We start from the raw sequence: 16,962 nt of genomic DNA on the forward strand, positions 1-16,962 counted from the left end.
AAGGGCGAGGTCATCAAGACCGTGCCGGAGTCGAAGATCGTGGAGACCCTGATCGAGGAGGCCATGAAGCTCGCCGCAGAACAGGAGGGTGGGACGGCAGGTGCCTCCGGCGTCACCGGGACACCGACAGTGACGGTGCACTGAGACACAGAACGATCCGAGAGGGGGCCCAGCGTGACCATTCTGGAGAGCATCCGGGGACCACGCGACCTGAAGGCGCTGTCCGAGGCGGAACTCGGTGAACTGTCCGACGAGATACGTCACTTCCTGGTGCACGCGGTCGCCAGGACAGGCGGTCACCTCGGGCCCAATCTGGGGGTGGTGGAACTCACCATCGCACTGCACCGGGTCTTCGAGTCGCCGGTGGACCGGATCCTGTGGGACACCGGCCACCAGAGTTACGTCCACAAACTCCTGACCGGCCGTCAGGACTTCTCCAAACTGCGCGGCAAGGGCGGCCTGTCCGGCTACCCGTCGCGGGAGGAGTCCGAGCACGACATCATCGAGAACAGCCACGCCTCGACCGCGCTGGGCTGGGCCGACGGGCTCGCCAAGGCGCGTGACGTGACGGGCGGGACGGGACACGTCGTCGCCGTCGTCGGCGACGGCGCGCTGACCGGCGGCATGGCCTGGGAGGCGCTGAACAACATCGCGGCCGCCAAGGACCGGCCGCTGATCATCGTCGTCAACGACAACGAGCGCTCCTATGCGCCCACCATCGGCGGCCTGGCCAACCACCTGGCCACGCTGCGCACCACCGACGGCTACGAGAAGTTCCTCGCCTGGGGCAAGGAGGTCCTGCAGCGCACCCCCGTGGTGGGCACCACCCTGTACGAGTCGCTGCACGGCGCGAAGAAGGGTTTCAAGGACGCCTTCGCCCCGCAGGGCATGTTCGAGGACCTGGGCCTGAAGTACGTCGGCCCGATCGACGGGCACGACATCGGCGCCCTGGAGTCGGCGCTGCGCCGCGCCAAGCGCTTCCACGGCCCGGTCCTGGTGCACTGCCTGACCGAGAAGGGCCGCGGCTACGAGCCCGCCCTCGCCCACGAGGAGGACCACTTCCACACCGTCGGTGTGATGGACCCCCGCACCTGCGAGCCGCTGTCCCCGGCGCCGGGTCCGTCGTGGACCAGCGTGTTCGGGGACGAGATGGTGCGCATCGGCGAGGAACGCGAGGACGTGGTCGCGATCACCGCCGCCATGCTGCACCCGGTGGGCCTGGGTGAGTTCGCCGAGCGCTTCCCGGAGCGGGTGTGGGACGTCGGCATCGCCGAGCAGCACGCCGCCGTCTCCGCGGCCGGCCTGGCCACCGGCGGCCTGCACCCGGTGGTCGCCGTCTACGCCACCTTCCTCAACCGCGCCTTCGACCAGGTGCTCATGGACGTGGCCCTGCACCGCTGCGGTGTCACCTTCGTGCTCGACCGCGCGGGCGTGACCGGCACCGACGGGCCGTCCCACAACGGCATGTGGGACATGTCCGTGCTGCAGGTCGTGCCGGGCCTGCGGATCGCCGCGCCGCGCGACGCGAGCCAGCTGCGCGCCCAGCTGCGCGAGGCGGTCGCGGTGGACGACGCTCCCACCCTGGTGCGCTTCCCGAAGGAGACCGTCGGCCCGGACATCCCGGCCGTCGGCCGGGTGGGCGGCATGGACGTGCTGCACCGGGCCAAGCGGCCCGAGGTGCTGCTGGTGGCCGTCGGTGTGATGGCGCCGGTGTGCCTGCAGGCCGCCGAACTGCTCGAAGCCAGGGGAGTGGGCTGCACGGTCGTCGACCCGCGCTGGGTCAAGCCCGTCGACCCGGAGCTGCCGGGCCTGGCCGCCGAGCACCGCCTGGTGGCCGTCGTGGAGGACAACAGCCGCTCCGCCGGCGTCGGTTCCGCGGTGGCCCTGGCGCTCGGCGACGCCGACGTGGACGTCCCGGTGCGGCGGTTCGGCATCCCCGAGCAGTTCCTGGCGCACGCCAAGCGGTCCGAGGTGCTGGCCGACATCGGCCTGACACCCGTGGACATCGCCGGCCGGATCAGCGCGAGCCTGACCGTCAGGGACGCGGCCGACGTCAAGCAGGCCGGTATGGTTCCGGCGCAGCCGGCCGCCCGGACCGTCACGGCAGTCAAGGAGAAAACTGAATGACCACGGAGTTCGACCTCGGTGCCCTGCTGGCCGAGCGCGGCGCCGAGCGGTACGAGCTGCACGCCAGGCATCTGAACCACCAGCTGCCCCGCATGCTGCACACCATCGGCTTCGACAAGGTGTACGAACGGGGCGAGGGCGCCTACTTCTGGGACGCCGACGGCAACGACTACCTGGACATGCTCGCCGGGTTCGGCGTCATGGGCCTGGGCCGTCACCACCCGGTCGTCCGCAAGGCGCTGCACGACGTCCTGGACGCCCAGCTGCCCGACCTGACCCGCTTCGACTGCGCCCCGCTGCCCGGCCTGCTGGCGGAGCGGTTGCTGGCCCACAGCCCGCACCTGGACCGGGTGTTCTTCGGCAACAGCGGCACCGAGGCGGTGGAGACCGCGCTGAAGTTCGCCCGCCGCGCCACCGGCAAGCCGCGCGTGCTGTACTGCGAGCACTCCTTCCACGGCCTGACCACCGGCTCGCTGTCGGTGCTCGGCGAGCAGGGCTTCCGCGACGGCTTCGGCCCGCTGCTGCCCGACACCGCCGTCCCGCTCGGCGACCTGGACGCGCTCGAGAGTGAGCTGAAGAAGGGCGACGTCGCCGCCCTGATCGTCGAGCCGATCCAGGGCAAGGGCGTGCACGAGGCCCCGCCCGGCTATCTGCGCTCCGCCCAGGAGCTGCTGCACCGGCACAAGGCGCTGCTCATCGCGGACGAGGTGCAGACCGGCCTCGGCCGCACCGGCGACTTCTACGCCTACCAGCACGAGGACGGCGTCGAGCCCGACCTGGTGTGCGTCGCCAAGGCGCTGTCCGGCGGATACGTGCCGGTCAGCGTCACCCTCGGCAAGGACTGGATCTTCAAGAAGGTCTACTCCTCCATGGACCGGGTGCTGGTGCACTCGGCGAGCTTCGGCTCCAACGCCCAGGCGATGGCGGCCGGACTCGCGGTGCTGTCGGTCATGGAGAACGAACAGATCGTGGCCAACGCCCGGGCGACCGGCGAGATGCTCAAGTCCCGGCTCACGGCGCTGATCGACAAGTACGAGCTGCTCGCCGACGTCCGCGGCCGGGGCCTGATGATCGGCATCGAGTTCGGGCGCCCGAAGTCGCTGAAGCTGCGCAGCCGCTGGACCATGCTGCAAGCCGCCCGCAAGGGCCTGTTCGCCCAGATGGTGGTCGTGCCTCTGCTGCAGCGGCACCGGATCCTCACCCAGGTCTCCGGCGACCACCTGGAAGTGATCAAGCTGATCCCGCCGCTGATCATCGGCGAGCGCGAGGTGGACCGCTTCGTGGACGCCTTCACCGCCGTGATGGACGACGCGCACAACGGCGGGCTGATGTGGGACTTCGGGAAGACACTGGTCAAGCAGGCGGTCGCCAACCGGTAGGGCCTGCCGTCCGGCGGAGCCGGCCGGGGTTTGCCTCGTGGGCAAAAAATTTGCCCTCGGGGCAAACCCTCGGCTGAATGGAGACATGAGCTCCCCCGAGTCCGACGTCTCGGCGGGGCCGGCTGCCGGCCTGCCCGCCATGGCGTCCCAGCTGCGCGTCCTTCGCCGCCGAGCCTCCCTGACCCTGGAGGCCGCGGCCCGCGCCGCCGGGCTGTCGCCCGCCCATCTCTCCCGTCTGGAGACCGGGCAGCGCCAGCCCTCGCTGCCGGTACTGCTCGCACTCGCCCGTACCTACGGTACGACCGTCTCCGAGCTGCTCGGCGAGCGGACGCCCGACCCCGACGCCGTCGTCCGGGCCGCGGACATGGAGGCCACCCGGGCCGGCGGCTGGACGTACTGGCAGGCGGGTTCCCCCGGGCGCGGCATGCAGGCCCTGCGCGTCCACGTGCCGCACGGCTCCCAGGGCGACATCGTCCGCGTGCACCCCGGCGAGGAGTGGCTGTACGTGCTGCGCGGCCGGCTGCGGCTGCGCCTCGGCGACACCACGCACCTGCTCGGGCCCGGCGACAGCGCGCACTTCGACTCGCTGACCCCGCACCGCATCGCGGCCGAGGACCCGGACGGGCTGGAGCTGCTCTTCGTCCACACCCTGCTGCAGAGCCCGACGGCCACGCTGTGCCTGGGCCCGCACACCGGAGGCACACCATGAGCGACCTGGAGGAGAAGTTCCCGCGCGCGCTGTGGGTCCGGCTCATCGTCTACATCGCCGTCGGCCATCTCTTCGCGGCCTTCATCTGGCTGCTGTTCGAGGTCGGCGCCAAGTAGCCGGATGCCCCGTGCGGGCTCGCCGATCAGTCGAGCAGCCGCGCGCGCAGCCGCCGGCGTGCCGCGGGGGTGAGCCGCAGCCCCCGCTCCAGATAGGCGTCCACGCCGCCCCAGGTCTCCTCGATGGTCTCCAGCGCGGCCGTCAGATACTCGACCCGGGCGTCGAACAGCGGATCCAGCAGCTCCATCACCTCGGGCGAGTACGCCGAGGCGTCGGTGCGGCCGCGCCGCACCCGGTAGCGGCGGTGCCGGGCGCCGGAGGCCAGATAGTCGGCGACGATCGCGTCCCGCTCCACGCCCAGCGCGAGCAGCGTCACCGCGATCGCCAGGCCGGCGCGGTCCTTGCCGGCGGCGCAGTGCAGCAGGGCCGGGACGCTGTCGTCGGCGAGCGCGTGCAGCACCTGGGAGTGCTCCGCGGTGCGCTCGGTGACCATCGCGCGGTAGGAGGCGACCATCCGGGCCACACCCTTGCCGTCGTCGAGGATCGACCGCAGCTGGTCCAGGTCGCCGTCGCGGACCAGCCGCCAGAACTCCGCTCCGTCCGCCGGATCGCTCAGCGGCAGATTCACGTTGCGCACGCCGGGCAGGTCCACGTCCGGTCCGTCCAGCTTCCGGTCTGCCGCGTTGCGGAAGTCGAAGACCGTGTGCAGGCCCAGCGAGGACAGGAACGCCACGTCATCGGGCGTGGCATGGGCCAGGTGGCCGCTGCGGAACAGCACGCCGTACCGCACCCGTCGTCCGTCCTCGGTCGGCAGCCCGCCCACGTCCCGGAAGTTGCGCACCCCGGCCAGTTGCGGCTCGGTCGACGGGATCTGCTGCGTCACGAGGACTCCTTCCTCTCCGCCCCGCCTCCGCGGCTCGCCGGCGGGCGCGACCTCGACCATACGGCATGGCTTCGACGGCCACGAGCATGCGGGACTCCTCCCCTTATTCCCGCGCGAGCCGTCTCGGGACGTGGCTTATCTCACCGCCCGTCAACCCCTTCCTACGGTCGCGTAGGTCACATTCGAGGGTGAATCATGGGCGGACGTGGCAGACGATTCGAAGAATGACAGCGGATCAGTGATCGGGTCGTACGTGGCGGTGGGTGACAGCTTCACCGAGGGTGTCGGTGACCCCGGCCCCGACGGAGCGTTCGTCGGCTGGGCCGACCGCCTGGCCGTCCTGCTCGCCGACCTCAGGCCCGAGGGCGACTTCCAGTACACCAACCTCGCCGTGCGGGGCAAGCTGCTCGACCAGATCGTGGCGGACCAGGTGCCGCGGGCCGTCGAACTCGCCCCCGATCTGGTGTCGTTCTGCGCGGGCGGCAACGACATCCTCCGCCCGGGCACCGACCCGGACGACGTGGCCGAACGCTTCGAGAAGGCCGTCGCCCGCCTGGCGTCCGCGGCCGGCACCGTGATGGTCACCACCGGCTTCGACACCCGCGGCGTGCCCGTGCTCAAACACCTGCGCGGCAAGATCGCCACCTACAACGGGCATGTGCGGGCCATCGCCGACCGCTACGGCTGCCCGGTGCTCGACCTGTGGTCGCTGAAGTCCGTCCAGGACCGCCGGGCCTGGAGCGACGACCGTCTGCATCTCTCGCCCGAGGGGCACACCCGGGTGGCCCTGCGGGCCGGCCAGGTCCTCGGTCTGGACGTGCCGGCCGACCCGGAGCAGCCGTGGCCGCCGCTGCCGCCCCGCGGCACCCTGGCGGTCCGCCGCGACGACGTCCAGTGGGCCCGCGAGCACCTGGTCCCGTGGATCGGCCGCCGGCTGCGCGGTGAGTCCTCCGGCGACCATGTACGGCCCAAGGGCACCCTCTCCCCGGAGGAGATCAGGACCCGGATCGCGTCGGTGGCCTGATCCCCACGTGACGACCGCGGCCCGCCCCGGTGACGGACGCCGGAGCCGGGGCGGGGGCCCGCCGGCCGGTGCCGCCCGCCATAATGATCTCTTCGACCGACTTCAACGGGAGGTACTGTGGCGGGAGTTGACATCCTCGGCTCCGGTCTCCGCACGCTGAGACTCGAGGCCATGGGCGCGCAGCCGCGCGGGGAGCGCGCGGCACGCATCCGCCGTTCGCCCCATTTCGCCGACGGTGCCTTCCGCAACCCCGACGGCCCGTCGAGGACCGCGCCGCCGCGGCGGGAGCTGGCCCGGGCCTACCTGGACGGCGAGCAGCGGCGCCGCCGCCGTCCCCGGGGCACCGTGCCCGTGCACGCCACCACGGTGGCCGATCTGGCCCGCCCCGCCCCCACCGGCCTGCGGATGACCTGGCTGGGACACTCCAGCGTCCTCGCCGAGATCGACGGCCGTCGGGTGCTGTTCGACCCGGTGTGGGGCGAACGCTGCTCCCCGGTGCCGTTCGCCGGCCCGCGTCGCATGCACCCGGTACCCCTGCCGCTCGCCGCCCTCGGCCCGGTCGACGTGGTCGTCGTCTCCCATGACCACTACGACCACCTGGACATGCCCACCATCAAGGCACTGGCCGGCACCGACACCCTCTTCGCGGTCCCGCTCGGCGTCGGCGCCCACCTGGAACACTGGGGTGTGCCCGCAGGCCGTCTGCGCGAACTCGACTGGCACGAGGACACCCAGGTCGGTCCGCTCACCCTCACCGCCACCCCGGCCCGCCACTTCTGCGGCCGCGGCCTGCGCAACCCCCAGCACACCCTGTGGGCGTCCTGGGTCGTCACCGGCGAGCGGCACCGCATCTACCACAGCGGCGACACCGGCTACTTCGAGGGCTTCCGGGACATCGGCGCCGCCCACGGCCCGTTCGACGCGACGATGATCCAGATCGGTGCGTACTCCGAGTTCTGGCCCGACATCCACATGACGCCCGAGGAGGGCCTGCGCGCCCACCTCGACCTGCAGGGCGGCCGGCCGCACGGCGTGCTGCTGCCCATCCACTGGGGCACCTTCGACCTCGCCCCGCACCCCTGGGCCGAGCCGGGTGAGTGGACGAAGGACGCGGCCGAGGAGGCGGGCCAGGCGGCGGCGTTCCCCCGGCCCGGAGAACCCTTCGAGCCCGAGGGGAAGCTGCCCGCCGAGCCGTGGTGGAGGGCGGTGTCCTCTCCGATCGCCCGTCCGTGGCGCCGCCCCGGGCGGACCGAGGCCGTGTCCGCGACGCGCGGCGGCGGCCTGGGTCTCGCGGGGGAGCGGTGACCGGTCCGGAGAACGGCGGTGAACCCCTCTTCGGCCGCCTCACCCGGCTGCTGCCGCCGCCCCCGGACGTGACCGGGAAGGACTGGGCTGCCGTGGGGAAGGCACTGGGGACCGAACTCCCCGAGGACCACAAGGAGCCGGCCGACACCTACGGCGGCGGCGTGTTCGACGTCAACGTCCTGCTGCCGGCACCCGGGTGCCCCCGCCCGGGCCACGACCTGATCGCCATGGACGCCCAGTGCCGCGCATCGCCGCACCTGCTGTGGGACCACGGCGAGCCGCGCCCCGCCGAACCGGACCAGGAGGGGCCCGCCTGATCCCCTGGCCTACGAGGACGAGGGCGGCGAAGTCCTCACCTTGTTGTCCACCACCGGCCGGAGACCCGGGACCTGGACCGTCCTGATCGACGAAGGACGCGGCCCCGAAGGGGAACGCCACGCCGGCCCGTGCACCTCCTTCCTGCGGCAGCTGATCACGTCTGACGTCCGCTCCGCGTACTTCCCCGACCCGCCTCTTAAGGAGCACGTCTTCCAGGCCGGCGCGGAGACCTTCGCCGGCGAGGCGTGACACACGTCCGTCCCGCCGCCGTCGGTCCAGCAGCCGCCCGTCTCCGGACCGTCCGAGTCCGGACAACGGCGGACCACCGAAGACGGAGCAGCGCACCACGGCTCGGCCGGCCACGTCCCGGCCGTGCCGCACGGCACCATCGCCGTCCGACCCCTCGACGCGCGGCCCGCCGCGGGCGCACACTGCCGACCGGCCCCCGTTGCCCCCGGTGGGGCGATCCCATGGGCGAGCCCGCGGGGACCGCGAGCGAAAGGCGGGACGGTGCGAGCGCAGATCAGCACAGCGATCGGCAGCGGCGCGGGCCGGGCAGGCGGCGGTCCGGGACCGGTGCTCGGCCGGGCCCTGAAGATCCTCGGCGCCTTCTGCGCCGACCGTCCCGCGATGACGCTCAGCGAACTGGCCCGGCGCTCGGGGCTGCCCACCTCGACCGTGCACCGCATGCTCGGCGAACTCATCGCCTGGGGAGCCCTGGAGCGCGGCGAGGACGGCCGCTACCGGATCGGCCTGCGGCTGTGGGAGCTGGGCGCGCTGGCCCCGCGCGGCCATGGCCTGCGCGAGCACGCCCTGCCCTATCTGGAGGACCTGTCGCAGGTGACCCGGGAGAACGTGCAGCTGGCGGTGCGTGAGGGATGCGAGCTGGTGTTCGTGGAGCGGATCGCGGGAACCGGCGCGGTGCCCGTGCTCACCCGCCCGGGCGGGCGGTTCGCGCTCACCGCCACCGGGGTGGGGCTGGTGCTGCTCGCCCACGCACCCCGCGAGGTGCAGGAGCAGGTGCTGGCCGGGCCGTTCCACCGGTTCACCGAGAAGACCGTGACCGACCCGCGCGCCCTGCGCCGGATGCTCGGCGACGTCCGGCGCGACGGCTACGCCGTCAGCGACCGGCAGGTCACCATGGACGCCCTGTCGGTGGCCGCGCCCGTGCACGGGCCGGACGGGGAGGTGGTCGCGGCGGTGTCGCTGGTGGTGCGGCACGGCAGCCGAACCGTCCACGCGATCGCCCCGCTGGTGTGCACCAGCGCCCGCACCATCTCCAGAGCACTGGCCGGTACCGGCCGCTGACGGCCCGCCGGCGACGGACCCCGGCCGTCCGGCATGTGCGGCTCACACGCGAGGACCGCACCGGACCGTCCCGGAATCTTTCCCGCCATCCGGGAAAGGCCCTGGGCGGCGGTGGGCCCCGGTCCGAAGATGACCGCACCGACCGCGCCCGGCAGCCCGCGTGATCGTGGACCCTCAAGCCCTCTGCACGAGGAGGAACACCGTGACCGCCTTCGTCCGCAACCAGTGGTACGTCGCCGCCTACGCCCACGAGGTCGGGCGCGACCTGCTCGGCCGCACGATCCTGGGCGAACCGATCCTGCTGTACCGTACCGAGGACGGCCGCCCGGTGGCCCTCGCGGACCGCTGCGTGCACCGCCGCTTCCCGCTGTCCGAGAAACCCAGCCGCCTGGACGGCGACCGCGTGGTCTGCGGCTACCACGGCTTCACCTACGGCACCGACGGCGTGTGCGTCTCCGTGCCCGCCCAGCGGCGCATCCCCCGCACCGCCCGCCTGGCCACCTACCCGGTCGTCGAGCAGGACAGCTTCGTGTGGGTGTGGATCGGCGACCGGGAACCCGGTGACACCCTCCCGCCGCGCGCCCCCTGGCTCGACTCGTCCGACCACACCGTCGTGTGCGGCATGGAACCCCTCGACGCCGACTACGGGCTCCTGGTCGACAACCTGCTCGACCTGTCCCACGAGACCTACCTGCACGGCGGCTACATCGGCACCCCCGAGGTCGCCGAGACCCCCATCACCACCGAGGTCGACGACAAGTCCGGCGTGGTGTACGTCAGCCGCCACATGGACGACGCGGAGTGCCCGCCGTTCTACGCGAAGTCCACCGGGATCGCCGGGCGGATCACCCGCTGGCAGGACATCGAGTACCACGCCCCGTGCCTGTACCTGCTGCACTCGCGCATCGCCCCCGTCGGCGCGCCCGGCCCGAACCCCGACGGCAGCGACCCGCACGCCTTCCACGTGGAGGTCGTCTACGGCATCACCCCGTCCACCGAGAAGACCACCTACGACTTCTGGGCCGTGGCCCGCGACTTCGCCCTGGACGACCAGCGGGTCTCCGACTTCCTGCGGGAGAACAACCACACCGTCGTGATGCAGGACGTGGTCGCGCTCAACGTGCTGCAGAAGGCGCTGGACACGGAGAAGCCCGGCTACCAGGAGCTGTCCATCAACATCGACACCGGCGGCCTGGCGGCGCGCCGCATCCTGGCCCGGATGGCCGCCGAGAACGCCGCACCGGCGGAGGCCGGAGTCCGGTGAACGCACTGCATCCACCGGCGCTGACCGGCGGCGAGGTCTACCGCATCCACTGGGTGCTCGGAACCGACCGGCTGCTCGCCGTCTGCCACTGCGGCGCCGAGCACGAGTTCGAGGATCCGGTCGACGTGTGGGAGTGGCTCCTCGCCCACCCGGACGGGCACCGCCCCTTTGATGACCCGGCCGGCCGCGACCCGGGAGAAGAAGCACCGTGACCACAGTGATCCCCGCCCGCACCCAGGGCACCGGCGAGGCCGGATGCGACCTCGTCCTCACGGCCAAGGACACCGTCGCCCAGGACGTCGTGCGGCTGACCCTGGCCCGCCCCGACGGCGCCGCGCTGCCGCCCTGGGAGCCCGGCGCCCACATCGACCTCGTCCTGCCGGACGGGACCACGCGCCCCTACTCGCTGTGCGGCGACCGGCAGGAGACGGGCACCTACCGTGTCGCCGTCCTGCGCGAGCCCGCCGGGCGCGGCGGGTCGGCGTACGTCCACGACCGTCTCGCGCCCGGCGACCCGGTCCGGGTGCACGGCCCGCGCAACACCTTCGCCTTCGACCCCTCGCCCCGCTATCTGTTCCTCGCGGGCGGCATCGGCATCACCCCGCTGATCCCGATGCTCGCGGAGGCGGAACGGCAGGGCGCCGACTGGGAACTGGTGTACGGCGGGCGCAGCCTGGCCGCCATGGCCTTCCACGCCGATCTGCGCTCCGCCTACGGCGAGCGGATCCGGCTGGTGCCCCAGGACACCCACGGACTGCCGGACCTGGACGCCCTGCTCGGCACCCCCTGCCCGGACACCCTCGTCTACAGCTGCGGGCCGGAAGGGATGCTCAAGGCGGTCGAGGAGCGCTGTGCCGCCTGGCCGGCCGGCGCCCTGCGCACCGAACGGTTCGCGCCCAAGGAGCGTCAGGACACCGGCGCGGACGAGGAGTTCGAGGTCGAGCTGGCACGCAGCGGCCGCGTCCTGACCGTGCCGCCCGGCACGTCCGTGCTGGACGCCGTCGAACAGGCGGGTGTCCAGGTGCTCTCCTCCTGCCGGGAGGGCACCTGCGGAACCTGCGAGACGACGGTGCTGGCCGGCACCGTGCGGCACCGCGACTCCCTCCTCACCCCGGAGGAACAGGCCGCGCACGACACCATGATGATCTGCGTGTCCCGGGCCGCCTGCCCCCGCCTGGTTCTCGACCTCTGAGGCCGGCCTGCGCGCACCGCGCGCCGGCCCCTTCCTCAGGCGACCGGCCGCCGACGGCATGCCGTCGGCGGTCAGTCGCGCGGGAAGGGGTGCAGCAGCTCGCGGCCGGCCGCGAACCGGCGGACCTGCTCGACGATCAGCCGCTCCGCCCGCGGACGGAACGCGGCGGACCCGCCGGCCACATGCGGGGTGATCAGCACCCCCGGACAGCGGCGCAGGGGATGGCCGGCGGGCAGGGGTTCGGGATCGGTGACGTCGAGGGCCGCGCGCAGCCGGCCCGTCGAGGTGTGCGCGAGCAGGGCCTCGGTGTCCAGGGTGCGGCCGCGGCCGACGTTGACGACGAGCGCCCCGTCCGGCAGCGCGGCCAGTTCCCTGGCGCCGAACAGGCCGGCCGTGCTCGCGTTCTCGGGCAGCACGAGCACCACGATGTCGGTGTCCGGCAGCAGGTTGGGCAGGTCGCTCACCGCGTGGACGTCCTGCTCGGGCCGGGCCCGCCGGGCGACGCGGACCACCTGCGCCTCGCAGGCGAGCAGGCGGCGTTCGAGCGCGGCGCCGATGGAGCCGTAGCCGACGATGGTCACCCGGCGATCGGCGAGGGAGCGGGTGAAGTGCGGCTGCCACCGCCCGTCCGCCTGGTCGGCGACCCACCGGGGCAGATCGCGCTGCGCGGCGAGGATCAGGCCGAGCGCGTGCTCGGCGGTGGAGGCGTCGTGCAGACCCCGGCCGTTGTGCAGCGCGACCCCCGCGGGCAGCAGCGGCAGCAGCTTCTCGACACCGGCGCTCAGCGACTGCACCGCCCGCAGCCGGGGCAGGCGCGGCAGAAGGCGAACGGCGTCCGGCACCGCGTAGGGCATGACCCACAGGCCGACCTGGGCCAGGACCTCGTCGGCGGGTTCGCTGTCCGGGGTCGCACCGTCCCAGACGTGCACCCGGACCCCCTCCGGCCAGGGGCCGTACCGCCGGTCCAGACCGGGCCAGGGCAGCAGGACGCCGGTTGCGATGTGATGAACGGCACTGGTCAACGGACTCTCCTTCTCGTACCGTGCTTTCCGTCCAGTGAAACACTTTCCATCACACGGAAAACAGGGGGTCTGGGATGACAGCGACGTCACCCGCCACCGCAGCCGCCGCGCCGGAGCGGACCGGGCTCTTCACCTCCGTCCGCGCCCGTTACCTGATGCCGGTCGCGTTCGTCACGTACTCGCTCGCCTATCTCGACAAGTCCAACTACGCGATCGCCTCCGCCGGCGGCATGGCCGACGACCTGGGGCTGTCCACGAGCGCCGATTCCCTGATCGCCGCGTCGTTCTTCCTCGGCTACTTCTTCTTCCAGATCCCCGGCACCCTGTACGCCGAGCAGCGCAGCGCCCGCAGGCTCGTCGCCTGGTCCACCGTCGCCTGGGGCCTGCTCGCCGTCGCCCAGGGCCTGCTCGGCAGCCCCGGCCAGCTGATCGCGGTGCGCTTCGCGCTCGGCGTCGTCGAGGGCGCCGTGCTGCCCTCGATGGTCATGCTGCTCGGCCGCTGGTTCACCCGCGGCGAGCGCGGACGCGCCAACACCCTGCTCATCCTCGGCAATCCGGTCACCGTGATGTGGCTGTCGGCCGTCTCCGGCTGGCTGGTGTCGGTCTCCGACTGGCGCGTGATGTTCGTCGCGGAGGGCATACCCTCCGTCCTGTGGGGCCTGGCCTGCCTGTGGCTCATCAAGGACCGCCCCGAACAGTACGGTCGGCTGCCCGAGCACGAACTCGCCCGCCTGCGCGCCGACCTGGCGGCGGAGCGGGCCGCCGCACCGCCGGTGACCGGCACCCTGCGCGAACAGTACGGCCGTGTGCTGCGCTCCCCGGCGGTGCTCACCATGGCCGCCCAGTACTTCTTCTGGTCCTTCGGCATGTACGGGTTCGTCTTCTGGCTCCCCGCCATCATCAAGAAGGGCTCCGGCGAGGGCATCGGCGCCACCGGACTGCTCACCGCCGTCCCGTACGCCTGCGCCGCCGCGGCCATGCTGCTCAACTCCCGCCTGTCCGACCGCAGCGGACGGCGCCGCAGGGCCGTGTGGCCGTGGCTCGCCTGCGGCGGCCTCGCCCTGGCCGCCTCCTACGCCGCCGGTGACCACTTCCCGCTGGCGCTCGCCCTGCTCACCGTCGCCGGCCTGTGCCTGTACGCGCCCTACGGGCCGTACTTCGCCTTCGTCACCAGCCTCGCCCCGCCCGGCATCGCCGGCGCCGCGATCGCCCTCGTCAACTCCCTCGGCGCGCTGGGCTCGTTCGCCGGCACCTACCTGGTCGGCTGGGTGCGCGGCACCCCGCTGGGCGACGCGGGCGCCTTCGGGTTCATGGCCGCCTGCGCCCTGCTCTCGGCCGGACTGACCCTGGCCGTCCCCGAACCGGCGGCCGCCCGTCCCGCCCGGGTACCGTGATCGTCGGCGCGGCGGCGACCGCACCCCGGACGCCGGCCGCCGCACCCGCCCGCACCGCCCGGCACACCGCCGGGCGGCCCGCGGCGGCACCCCGAGGACAGGACGAAAGGCACACGGTGACCACACCATCCGGCGACGACATGCTGGGCCGGGGACTGCGGCTGCTGACCGTGCTGGCCGAGCACCCCGCCGGCCTCGGCGTGAGCGCCGCCGCCCGCGCCGCCCGCCTGCCCGTCAGCAGCGCCCACCGCCTCCTCGGCCGCCTGGTCGAGGAGCGGTTCGCCACCTACGACGAGGACACCCGCCGCTACGCCCTCGGCGCCCGCGTCCTCGAACTCGCCCGCGGATTCCAGCGCTCCCCGGCCGGCTACTCGGCCGCCGCCGAGCCGATGCGCCGGCTGGCCGCCCGGACCGGACTGCCGGTCATCGCGGGCATCCTCAGCGGCTCCGACGTGCTGCTCGTGCTCTCCGTGCAGGGCACCCAGCACCTGCAGCTGCGCAGCGCCGAGGGCACCCGCAACCCCTGGCACGCGACCTCGATCGGCAAGGCCCTGGTCGCCGGACTGCCCGAGGACGAACGCGAGCACCTGCTGTCAGCACCGCTCCCCGCGGTCACCTCCCGCACGATCACCGACCCGGACCGGCTGCGCGCCGAACTCGACGAGGTGCGCGCCCGCGGCTGGGCCGAGGTCGACGAGGAGAACGAGATCGGAGTCCGGTCCGTCGCCGCGGCCCTGCCGCCCGGTCCCGCCGGCACCCCGCCCCTGGCCATCTCGCTGGCGGCCACCGTCATCCTCACCGACGCCGCCCAACTGCGCGCCCACGTGCCCGCACTGCGCGCCTGCGTGGACGACATAGCCGCGCACCGCGCCCCCTGACACCCGCGGAGGCGGCCGGGCAGCCCGCAGCGCGGTCCCGCGCCCGGGTCAGCTCAGCGACAGCACCTGCACCGTGGTGTGTCCGCCCGGAGCGTCGTAGCCGATCAGGTCGCCGACGCGATGGCCGAGCAGGGCGCGGCCCAGCGGGCTCGCGGCGGTGACCAGTGTCGTCCGGTCCAGTTCGGCGACCTCGCCCAGCTGGACCGTCTGCACGGTGCCGTCGTCGAACCGCACGGTGGCCGTGGTGCCGATGCCGATGACGTCGGTGGGCGGCGGACCCGCGTCGCCCGCCTGGCGCAGCCGGGCGTCGATGTCGTCGATACGCCTGTCCAGACGCTGCAGATGGGCGACGCGCTGCAGCTCGTCGGCCTGGTCGGCGGTGTCTCCCTGGGCGTCCTCGCCTCGCAGGGTCGCCGCCACCGCGTCGCGCTCGGCGCGCAGCTCGGCGAGTTCCCGTTCGAGGGCCTTGCGGGCCTCGGCGCTGATCGGGGCGGGTTCACCGGTCATGCGTGCTCTCCCCGGACGGATCGGGTGGAACGGCCGGGCGACGGCGGTCACCCGGGCGGGCCCCCGCTTACAGGGTAGTGGCCGCCGAGCGGCGCCACGACCGCGCGATGCCGCGGCCGCCGTTCGGGCGCCGGGCGGCGCACGCGACGCGGGATAGCGGCCCTGGGCGCCTTGTGGAAGGATGCGGGAGAAGACGCGAGCGAACCGGGACACCGGAACGACACCGCTCTCAACGGCGCCCGACCATCGGGAGGTTCCCATGTCGTCGAAGCGACGCCGCAAGAAGAAGGGCCGCCGCAACCACCGCGCCAACCACGGCAAGCGCCCCCAGTGCTGATGCCCGGCGGAGTGTGAGGACGTCATCATGGTGCGGCTCCACCGCAAGGATCTCGGACTGCTGGCCCTGCGGGTCGGCACCGGCGGGGTGCTCTTCGCGCACGGCGCCCAGAAACTGCTCGGCTGGTTCGGCGGCTCGGGCATCGAGGGCACCGCGCAGGCGATGGAGGCCATGGGCTTCCGCCCCGGCCGGCCCAGTGCCGTCGCGGCGGGCCTCGGGGAGGCGGGCGGCGGACTGCTGCTCGCGCTCGGGGCCGTCACACCGGCCGCGGGCGCCATGGCCGGGGCGGTGGCGGTCCACCGGCCCGCCGGCTTCTTCGCGACCCAGGGCGGCTACGAGTACCCCGCCTACCTCGGGCTCGTCGCCGCCGCGCTCGGCCTGTCCGGCGTGGGCCGCTACTCCCTGGACCACCTCACCCGCAACCGCCTGGACAGCCCCGCCGTGGTCGCGCTCGCGTTCGCGGCGAGCACGGCGGCCGCGGTCGCCATCGTGGGCCGCCGGGAGCGCACCCTGGCCGCCAAGGCGGAGACGGAGGGCACGGGCGAGGCGTGAGTCCGCGGTGACCGGACGGCCGGCGCGGCCGCCGGTCAGCGCCGGGCCAGGCGCCGCTCGCCACCGGCACCGGGCTGGTACTCCAGCTCGTAATGGGCGAAGACGGCAGGCTCCTGCGCGGCGGCCAGCACGCCGTCGGTGTCGATCGACGGCGCCTGTTTGATCACCTTCTTCGTGTGGGCCACCCGCAGGTAACCCGGGCCGACGGTGGCACCGGCGAGCGGGACGAACACCAGACGGCGGCGGGTGGGCAGGCCCGTCGTGACCGTCGCGAAGCTGGGCTCGTCCGTCGTGGTGTCGACGTAGACGGACTCCAGAGTGCCGATCTTGTTGCCGTCCGCGTCGACGACATCGTGTCCGCGCCATTCCCGGATGTCGCCCGCCTCGAACATCGCTGACCTCCTGTGCTAGGGACTCTTCACCCGTGTTCCCCGGCACCCTGGAGTTCATCGTGCGGCGCGCCCGGAGCCCCCCGGACGGCCGTGCGGCCGGACACCCGGCCGGGCAGGCCGGCGCCGTCTCGCTCAGCCGTGCGACTCCTCATACCAGAGCAGGACGATCCGCGGGGGATTTTTCCAACTGCCCGTCGCACCGGGCTCGCACGTGACTACGGTGAGTGGCCGTCGGGCGACGGAGTGCCGCACCAGCGGCCCGGACGGCCGGCACAGCGATGGCGCCTGCCCGCTCACGCCCCGCCGCGTGGGCT

The 16,962-nt window shown here is 73.3% G+C and carries 20 protein-coding genes and 1 pseudogene; 17 read left to right on the forward strand and 4 right to left on the reverse strand.

Going from position 1 to position 16,962, the window contains the following annotated elements; all coding sequences use genetic code 11:
* The 5 genes and pseudogenes from IE286_RS13930 to IE286_RS13950 all read left to right on the forward strand — a co-directional run.
* Window positions 1–144: pseudogene (locus tag IE286_RS13930) on the forward strand (flavodoxin-dependent (E)-4-hydroxy-3-methylbut-2-enyl-diphosphate synthase); the annotation flags it as partial.
* A gap of 30 nt (window positions 145–174) precedes the next feature.
* A complete protein-coding gene (gene dxs / locus IE286_RS13935; RefSeq protein ID WP_189797015.1) occupies window positions 175–2,127 on the forward strand; it encodes a 1-deoxy-D-xylulose-5-phosphate synthase in 1,953 nt (650 codons plus the stop codon).
* Complete coding sequence (locus IE286_RS13940; RefSeq protein ID WP_189797016.1) at window positions 2,124–3,506, forward strand: aspartate aminotransferase family protein; 1,383 nt, start codon at window positions 2,124–2,126, stop codon at window positions 3,504–3,506. Before dxs ends, IE286_RS13940 begins: the two co-directional genes overlap by 4 nt.
* Before the next feature lie 85 nt (window positions 3,507–3,591).
* A complete protein-coding gene (locus tag IE286_RS13945; protein ID WP_189797017.1) occupies window positions 3,592–4,215 on the forward strand; it encodes a helix-turn-helix domain-containing protein in 624 nt (207 codons plus the stop codon).
* Window positions 4,212–4,331 (forward strand): DUF6126 family protein, encoded by a 120-nt coding sequence (locus IE286_RS13950; protein ID WP_189797018.1) that lies wholly within the window; start codon window positions 4,212–4,214, stop codon window positions 4,329–4,331. Before IE286_RS13945 ends, IE286_RS13950 begins: the two co-directional genes overlap by 4 nt.
* A 26-nt stretch (window positions 4,332–4,357) precedes the next feature.
* Here the strand turns inward: IE286_RS13950 and IE286_RS13955 are convergent, their stop codons facing one another.
* Entirely contained in the window at window positions 4,358–5,155 is a 798-nt protein-coding gene (locus IE286_RS13955; protein ID WP_189797019.1) for a tyrosine-protein phosphatase, read from the reverse strand.
* Window positions 5,156–5,393: 238 nt separating this feature from the next.
* On the opposite strand from IE286_RS13955, the gene IE286_RS13960 reads away from it, so the two are divergent.
* The 8 genes from IE286_RS13960 to IE286_RS13995 all read left to right on the forward strand — a co-directional run bounded on the left by IE286_RS13960 (window position 5,394) and on the right by IE286_RS13995 (window position 11,566).
* Entirely contained in the window at window positions 5,394–6,179 is a 786-nt protein-coding gene (locus IE286_RS13960; RefSeq protein WP_189797125.1) for an SGNH/GDSL hydrolase family protein, read from the forward strand.
* A gap of 171 nt (window positions 6,180–6,350) precedes the next feature.
* Complete coding sequence (locus IE286_RS13965) at window positions 6,351–7,484, forward strand: MBL fold metallo-hydrolase (RefSeq protein WP_189797020.1); 1,134 nt, start codon at window positions 6,351–6,353, stop codon at window positions 7,482–7,484.
* Window positions 7,481–7,801, forward strand: coding sequence for a hypothetical protein (locus tag IE286_RS13970; RefSeq protein ID WP_189797021.1), 321 nt, complete (start codon window positions 7,481–7,483; stop codon window positions 7,799–7,801). The genes IE286_RS13965 and IE286_RS13970 overlap by 4 nt, the downstream gene beginning before the upstream one ends.
* A gap of 40 nt (window positions 7,802–7,841) precedes the next feature.
* Window positions 7,842–8,051, forward strand: coding sequence for a hypothetical protein (locus IE286_RS13975; protein ID WP_189797022.1), 210 nt, complete (start codon window positions 7,842–7,844; stop codon window positions 8,049–8,051).
* Window positions 8,052–8,312: 261 nt separating this feature from the next.
* Window positions 8,313–9,110, forward strand: coding sequence for an IclR family transcriptional regulator (locus IE286_RS13980; RefSeq protein ID WP_229862683.1), 798 nt, complete (start codon window positions 8,313–8,315; stop codon window positions 9,108–9,110).
* 202 nt (window positions 9,111–9,312) lie between these two features.
* Window positions 9,313–10,374 (forward strand): Rieske 2Fe-2S domain-containing protein, encoded by a 1,062-nt coding sequence (locus IE286_RS13985; RefSeq protein WP_189797023.1) that lies wholly within the window; start codon window positions 9,313–9,315, stop codon window positions 10,372–10,374.
* Complete coding sequence (locus IE286_RS13990; protein ID WP_229862685.1) at window positions 10,371–10,586, forward strand: hypothetical protein; 216 nt, start codon at window positions 10,371–10,373, stop codon at window positions 10,584–10,586. The genes IE286_RS13985 and IE286_RS13990 overlap by 4 nt, the downstream gene beginning before the upstream one ends.
* Window positions 10,583–11,566, forward strand: coding sequence for a PDR/VanB family oxidoreductase (locus IE286_RS13995; RefSeq protein ID WP_229862687.1), 984 nt, complete (start codon window positions 10,583–10,585; stop codon window positions 11,564–11,566). Before IE286_RS13990 ends, IE286_RS13995 begins: the two co-directional genes overlap by 4 nt.
* A gap of 71 nt (window positions 11,567–11,637) precedes the next feature.
* On the opposite strand, the gene IE286_RS14000 is transcribed toward IE286_RS13995, so the two are convergent.
* Complete coding sequence (locus tag IE286_RS14000) at window positions 11,638–12,588, reverse strand: 2-hydroxyacid dehydrogenase (protein ID WP_229862689.1); 951 nt, start codon at window positions 12,586–12,588, stop codon at window positions 11,638–11,640.
* Between the two features lie 74 nt (window positions 12,589–12,662).
* Between IE286_RS14000 and IE286_RS14005 the strand changes: the two genes are divergently transcribed.
* Both IE286_RS14005 and IE286_RS14010 read left to right on the forward strand, forming a co-directional pair.
* On the forward strand, window positions 12,663–13,982 hold the full coding sequence (locus tag IE286_RS14005) for an MFS transporter (RefSeq protein ID WP_189797024.1): 1,320 nt from the start codon (window positions 12,663–12,665) through the stop codon (window positions 13,980–13,982).
* A gap of 116 nt (window positions 13,983–14,098) precedes the next feature.
* Window positions 14,099–14,860: an IclR family transcriptional regulator gene (locus IE286_RS14010; protein ID WP_229862693.1), complete on the forward strand. Its 762-nt coding sequence runs from the start codon at window positions 14,099–14,101 to the stop codon at window positions 14,858–14,860.
* A gap of 48 nt (window positions 14,861–14,908) precedes the next feature.
* Here the strand turns inward: IE286_RS14010 and IE286_RS14015 are convergent, their stop codons facing one another.
* Window positions 14,909–15,367, reverse strand: a complete 459-nt coding sequence (locus IE286_RS14015; RefSeq protein WP_189797025.1) for a GreA/GreB family elongation factor — start codon at window positions 15,365–15,367, stop codon at window positions 14,909–14,911.
* A 259-nt stretch (window positions 15,368–15,626) separates the two neighbouring features.
* Here IE286_RS14015 and IE286_RS28025 point away from each other — a divergent pair, with 259 nt between their 5' ends.
* Both IE286_RS28025 and IE286_RS14020 read left to right on the forward strand, forming a co-directional pair.
* Window positions 15,627–15,704: a 50S ribosomal protein bL37 gene (locus IE286_RS28025; protein WP_506005074.1), complete on the forward strand. Its 78-nt coding sequence runs from the start codon at window positions 15,627–15,629 to the stop codon at window positions 15,702–15,704.
* A 27-nt stretch (window positions 15,705–15,731) separates the two neighbouring features.
* Window positions 15,732–16,256: a DoxX family protein gene (locus IE286_RS14020; protein WP_189797026.1), complete on the forward strand. Its 525-nt coding sequence runs from the start codon at window positions 15,732–15,734 to the stop codon at window positions 16,254–16,256.
* Between the two features lie 35 nt (window positions 16,257–16,291).
* On the opposite strand, the gene IE286_RS14025 is transcribed toward IE286_RS14020, so the two are convergent.
* The gene (locus IE286_RS14025; RefSeq protein WP_189797027.1) at window positions 16,292–16,648 is read right to left on the reverse strand and encodes a PRC-barrel domain-containing protein; all 357 of its coding nucleotides are present in this window, start codon (window positions 16,646–16,648) and stop codon (window positions 16,292–16,294) included.
* Window positions 16,649–16,962 lie beyond the last annotated feature (314 nt).

Origin of the sequence: Streptomyces thermodiastaticus (genome assembly GCF_014656135.1) — a bacterium.
Lineage (GTDB): Bacteria > Actinomycetota > Actinomycetes > Streptomycetales > Streptomycetaceae > Streptomyces > Streptomyces thermodiastaticus.